This window comes from Sphingomonas sp. FUKUSWIS1 (assembly GCF_000733135.1).
Classification (GTDB): domain Bacteria; phylum Pseudomonadota; class Alphaproteobacteria; order Sphingomonadales; family Sphingomonadaceae; genus Sphingomonas; species Sphingomonas aerolata.
This window is the reverse complement of record NZ_JPJC01000096.1, coordinates 1-4,177: the sequence shown is the minus strand read 5'-3', so window position 1 is coordinate 4,177 and position 4,177 is coordinate 1. Positions and strand designations below refer to the sequence as shown.

Below are 4,177 nucleotides of genomic sequence, written 5' to 3'. Positions count from 1 at the left end.
CGGCCGCGACAATGGCGGGGATGTCCTGCACCTCGAAACTGAGCGAGCCGGGACTTTCCATGAAGATCGCGCGGGTCTTCTCGCCGATCAGGTCGGCGATCCCCGCACCGATCAGCGGGTCGTAGAAGCGGGTCGTGATGCCGAACCGCTTGAGCAGACCGTTCGCCATCCCGCGCGTCGGGTCATAGGCGCTGTCGACCAGCAGCAGCTCGTCGCCCGGCGACAGCACCGATAGCAAAGCCGCGGCGATCGCCGCGACGCCCGATCCATAAAGGAACGTGCCCTCCGCCCCGGGCTCGAGCGTGGTCAGCGCATCCGCAAGGCTCCACTGCGTCGGCGTGCCCTTGCGACCGTAGAACAACCGATGATGCGTATCGCGGGTCGCGCTGTCGCGAAGATGGCCAACGGAATCATACAGGATCGTCGACGCCCGCCAGACCGGCGGACTGACGATCGCCCCTTCCCCGACACCACGAGTCCATTCCGCGCGACGTCCGGCGAGCACCACCTTGGTGGCGTCGCCGACCGGCCTTGTCGTTTCGGTCATTGCGTTCCTGTCGCCTTCGTGCCCATTGCCTTCGGCGTCGACGGATCGCCGCCCCATTCCGACCAGCTGCCGTCGTACAGCGCGGCTTCGTTGCCAAGGAGGTGCGCGCCGAACGCCAGCACCGCCGCGGTGATTCCCGATCCACAGGTCGTCACGATCGGCCTTGCCAGATCGATGCCCGCGCCCTCGAATGCCGATCGCAGCGCGTCGCCCGTCTTCCACGTGCCGTCCGCGTTGAACAGCGTGGCATAGGGCAGTGATTTGGATCCGGGGATATGCCCCGATGCGGTGCCAGGTCGCGGGTCCGCCTCGGCACCGGTGAACCGGGCGGCGGAGCGTGCATCGACGACCTGCTCGGCGCCGCTCGACAGGTTCGCGGTCATCTGGTCCTTCGTGCGAACAGCCTTGTCGTCGGCCCAGATGGTGAAGTGGCGATGCCGCACCGCCTGCTTGCCCGACTCCGTCTCGCGCCCTTCGGCCTGCCATTTCGCCAGACCGCCGTCGAGGATCGCGACATTGTGCGCACCAAAGGTTCGCAGCATCCACCAGGCGCGCGCCGCCGTGCGCCAAGGCGAGCTGTCGTACAGCACGATGCGGCTGCCGTCGCCGAGCCCGAGCGACTGCATCCGGCTGGCGAACTTGGCGGGCGACGGCAGCATGTTGGGCAGGTCGCTGTCGGTGTCGCGAAGCTCGGCGAGGTTCAAGAACACCGCGCCGGGAATATGCGCCGCCGCATAGTCCGCCGCAGCGTCGCGACCCTCGGCATAGGTTGCGTCGACGACCCTGAGATCGCCAGCGCCCGGGACGCTGGTCTCGAGCGCGTTCGCCAACCATTCGGTGCTCACCAGCGTGTCCATGACCTGCCCTCCTGACGGTTGGCGCGAATAGTAACCGGCGCACGCCCGAACGTCGAGGCCGCGGCTCGGCCGCCGCCCCGCCAGCTAGGTCTTGAACGCCAGCCCGATCGTTACCGCCAGCCCGATGAGCGAAAGCATCTGGACGGTCGGCCAGTCGACCCAGCCGACCGCGTCGGGATCGCGCCGCCGATGGCGACGGCGGGCGCCCAGACCCGATGCGATCGCGAGCGCCGCAAAGCCGCCGCTCACCGTCCACAGCAACGGTGCCATGTCAGCTCCCGAGCTTTTCCACCTTGTCCTGAAGACTGGCGAGTTCGGTGCGCAGGGCAGCGATCTCCTCGTCCTTCGTTGCCGCCGGCCTGGCGGCTGCTGGTGCGGGGGATGCTGCAGCCGCAGCATTGCCGGGGGCAAAGGCCTGCGCTGCAACGTCGAACATCGCCAGATTACGCTTGGCAATGTCGGCGAAAGGCGAATGGGCAAACGCCCCTTCGACCGCGGTCTTGAACTGTTCCTGATTGCGGCGGAAGCTATCCATCGATGCCTCGAGATAGCCGGGCACCATCTTCTGCATCGAATCGCCATACATCGAGATCAGCTGGCGCAGGAAATTGACCGGCAGCATCGTCTCGCCGCGGCTTTCCTCCTCCATGATGATCTGGGTGAGGACGTTGTGCGTGATATCCTCTTCGGTCTTCGCATCGACGACCTTGAAGTCACGGCCCTCGCGAGTCATCGTCGCGAGATGATCGAGCGTGATGTAGGATGATGTTTCGGTATTATAAAGCCGCCTGTTGGCGTACTTCTTGATGATGACAAGCCCGTCGACCGTGCTTTGCTTCTTCATATGCAGCCCCTCCACGTGACCGGGGCAAACGCTACGCGCTTTGACATTGCGCCGCAACATGGTCCACGGCCATTGCCGCTGTTCCTCGCCATGTTGCGCAACGAAACCGCAGCATCGCCCGACCGCCGCGCGCGGGCGCTGGCCGGGCTCGACCGCTATCAGGCCGCGCCCCGGGATCTGCCTTTGCCGCCCCGCCCGATCCGCGCGTCGGCCGGCCGGGCGGTCCTGCGCGACTATGGCGGTGGCACTACGGGCAAGCCGGCGGTCATCGTTATACCCTCGCTGATCAACCCGGCGGCGATCCTCGATCTTTCCGCGGACACGTCGCTGATGCAGTGGCTGGCCACGCGGGGCTATCATGCGCACCTGCTCGACTGGGGAACGCCGGGGCCCGAGGATCGGGACCTCGACCTCGACGCGCATGTCGCGCGCATCCTCCTGCCCCTGCTGCAAGGGTTTGCCACCCCGCCGATCCTGGTGGGCTATTGCCTGGGCGGCACCCTCGCCGTCGCCGCTGCCGCCTTGACGCGGGTCGCGGGGCTGGCGACGATCGCGGCGCCTTGGCATTTCGCCGGCTATGGCGAGACCGCGCGTGCCGAGATGGCGCGACTTTGGCGCGCCGGTGCGCCGTTTGCGCGCCAGACGGGGCTGTTGCCGATGGAAGTGCTGCAAAGCGGGTTCTGGCAGCTCGCGCCCGCGCAGACGATCGCGAAATACGAGACGTTCGCCGACCGCGATCCGACCAGCCCCGCCGCGCGCGCGTTCGTCAGGCTGGAGGACTGGGCGAATGCGGGTGCGCCGCTCCCCGCCGCCGCCGCCGCCGGACTGTTCGGGGACATGATCGCCCGGGACCTCCCCGGACGCGGTCTGTGGCGGATTGCCGGTCGCTCGATCGCCCCGCGGGCGCTGTCCTGCCCCGCGGTCGAGTTCGTCGCGCGCAACGACCGGATCGTGCCAGCCGCGACTGCGATCGGACTGGCGGACCGGCGCGACGTCGATGCCGGCCATGTCGGCATGATCGTCGGCAGCCGTGCCCGCGACCAGCTCTGGGAGCCGCTCGCGAACTGGATAGATTCGCTCGGCTAGCGTATTGGATCCGCAAAACGAGAGGACCCGTCATGACCGCCACCCACCCAAGCGACATCGTCATCACCGCCGCCAAGCGCACGCCGGTCGGCAGCTTCCTCGGCGCCTTCGCCACCGTCCCCGCGCATGAGCTCGGCCGGACCGCGATCGAGGCGGCGCTCGCGCAGGCGGGTGTCGACGGCGCCGATGTCTCCGAAGTGATCCTCGGCCAGGTGCTGACCGCGGCGCAGGGGCAGAATCCTGCACGTCAGGCGTCGATGGCGGCGGGCGTTCCCAAGGAAGTCCCCGCCTGGGGCGTCAACCAGGTCTGCGGCTCGGGGCTGCGCGCGGTCGCGCTGGCGTGTCAGGCGATCCAGACCGGCGATGCGACGATCGTCGTCGCTGGTGGGCAGGAATCCATGTCGCTGTCCGCGCACGCCCAGTCGATCCGCGGCGGGCAGAAGATGGGCAATCTCAGCCTTGTCGACACGATGGTCAGCGACGGTCTGACCGACGTGTTCAACGGCTATCACATGGGCATCACCGCCGAAAATCTCGCCGAGCAATATCAGGTGACGCGCGGCGAACAGGACGCCTTCTCGGTCAGCTCGCAGAACAAGGCGGAGGCGGCCCGCGGATCGGGCCGGTTCAAGGACGAGATCGCGCCGGTGACGATTGCGGGCCGCAAGGGTGACACGATCGTCAGCGACGACGAATATATCCGCGCGGGCGCGACCATCGAGAGCGTGTCGGGCGTGCGGCCGGCGTTCAAGAAGGACGGCACCGTCACCGCGGCGAATGCGAGCGGCCTCAACGACGGCGCGGCCGCGCTGGTGCTGATGCGCCGCGACGAGGCCGAGCGCC

The 4,177-nt window shown here is 67.8% G+C and carries 6 protein-coding genes; 2 read left to right on the top strand and 4 right to left on the bottom strand.

Going from position 1 to position 4,177, the window contains the following annotated elements; genetic code table 11:
* From sphsw_RS20330 to phaR, 4 genes are all read right to left on the bottom strand, one after another.
* Positions 1-547: PLP-dependent transferase (locus sphsw_RS20330; protein WP_042466750.1), on the bottom strand; the 547-nt coding region annotated here is incomplete at its 3' end.
* Entirely contained in the window at positions 544-1,404 is an 861-nt protein-coding gene (locus sphsw_RS07130; RefSeq protein ID WP_031440000.1) for a sulfurtransferase, read from the bottom strand. The genes sphsw_RS20330 and sphsw_RS07130, both read right to left, overlap by 4 nt.
* 84 nt (positions 1,405-1,488) lie before the next feature.
* On the bottom strand, positions 1,489-1,674 hold the full coding sequence (locus sphsw_RS07125) for a hypothetical protein (protein ID WP_031439999.1): 186 nt from the start codon (positions 1,672-1,674) through the stop codon (positions 1,489-1,491).
* A 1-nt stretch (position 1,675) separates the two neighbouring features.
* Positions 1,676-2,248: a polyhydroxyalkanoate synthesis repressor PhaR gene (phaR, locus tag sphsw_RS07120; protein WP_031439998.1), complete on the bottom strand. Its 573-nt coding sequence runs from the start codon at positions 2,246-2,248 to the stop codon at positions 1,676-1,678.
* Between the two features lie 72 nt (positions 2,249-2,320).
* On the opposite strand from phaR, the gene sphsw_RS07115 reads away from it, so the two are divergent.
* The gene (locus sphsw_RS07115) at positions 2,321-3,334 is read left to right on the top strand and encodes an alpha/beta fold hydrolase (protein ID WP_235188316.1); all 1,014 of its coding nucleotides are present in this window, start codon (positions 2,321-2,323) and stop codon (positions 3,332-3,334) included.
* A gap of 32 nt (positions 3,335-3,366) precedes the next feature.
* The coding region (locus tag sphsw_RS07110) for an acetyl-CoA C-acyltransferase (protein WP_031439996.1) at positions 3,367-4,177 on the top strand (811 nt) is incomplete at its 3' end.

Coding starts and splice junctions, on each gene's coding strand:
- phaR (WP_031439998.1), bottom strand. CDS start 2,248: ATGAAGAAGCAAAGCACGGTCGACGGGCTTGTCATCATCAAGAAGTAC.
- sphsw_RS07125 (WP_031439999.1), bottom strand. CDS start 1,674: ATGGCACCGTTGCTGTGGACGGTGAGCGGCGGCTTTGCGGCGCTCGCG.
- sphsw_RS07130 (WP_031440000.1), bottom strand. CDS start 1,404: ATGGACACGCTGGTGAGCACCGAATGGTTGGCGAACGCGCTCGAGACC.